This is a genomic window from Bacillus sp. P4_D3 (assembly GCF_056401855.1).
Genome location: NZ_JBFUIN010000917.1, coordinates 1 through 1,072 on the forward strand (window position 1 = coordinate 1; position 1,072 = coordinate 1,072).

At 34.6% G+C, this 1,072-nt stretch carries 1 protein-coding gene; it reads left to right on the top strand.

From position 1 onward, the window contains the following. Positions 1 to 1,072, top strand: a 1,072-nt coding sequence (locus tag AC1DTM_RS27990) for an ABC transporter ATP-binding protein/permease (protein ID WP_477001425.1), incomplete at both ends; no start/stop codon positions are given.

A 1,072-nucleotide genomic window follows, 5' to 3' on the forward strand; every position in this document is an offset into this window, starting at 1 on the left:
GTGTTTTTAGCACGAGCAATCACATTTTTATTTCAAGGAGAAACAGTACAAGCTGTGCTAAATGAAACTGTTTATTTTGGAATCATGTTCGCAGCACGCCAAATGTTGGTGCGAGCATCGCAAATATTGGTTGAGCGTTTCGCTGAAAAAACAGGATTGGCATTACGTAAACAGTTAATAGAAGCATATTTTACATTAGGGCCGAGATTTGTCCAAACGAATGGGACTGGCCATCTGGTTACTTTATCGATAGAAGGTATTGAGAAATTTAAAACTTATATTGAATTAACAATTCCTAAAATGATTAGAAGTAGTATCGTACCAGGACTAATTGTTCTATATGTTTTTATACTGGACATTAAGTCTGGAATCATTTTAGTTGTAACGATTCCAATTGTGATTATATTTATGATCCTTCTAGGATTAGCGGCGCAGAAAATGGCGGATAGCCAATATGAAACATATCGTGTACTTTCTAATCATTTCGTAGATACGTTAAAAGGATTAGAAACATTAAAGTATTTAGGGAAAAGTAAACAGCACGAAGGAAAGATTGAAAAAGTAAGTAAACGATATAGAAAAGCAACGATGCGTACTTTGCGAGTTGCTTTTCTTTCTTCTTTTGCATTAGATTTCTTTACGAGTTTATCAATTGCATTTGTAGCAGTTGGATTAGGGATACGGTTAATAGATGGGACAATTATACTGTTACCAGCTCTTACGATTTTAATTTTAGCGCCGGAATATTTTCTGCCGATAAAACAAGTTGGAGCGAATTATCATGCTACATTAGATGGACAACTTGCAATGGAGCAAATAGAAGAAATTTTACAGAAACAAAAAGAAATAGAAAAGAAAGATTCAAATGTAGATATAGTATGGAATTCTTCTAGTAGTTTGAAATTACAAGATGTAAAAGTAAATAATGATGAATCTGAAAAGGCTATATTAGAAGGAATTGATTTTACTTGGCAAGGTAACGGTGCTATAGGCATTATTGGTGAAAGTGGGGCAGGGAAATCAACGTTAATCGATGTGTTAGCAGGATTTCTCCCTCCTTCGGGTGGGAAGA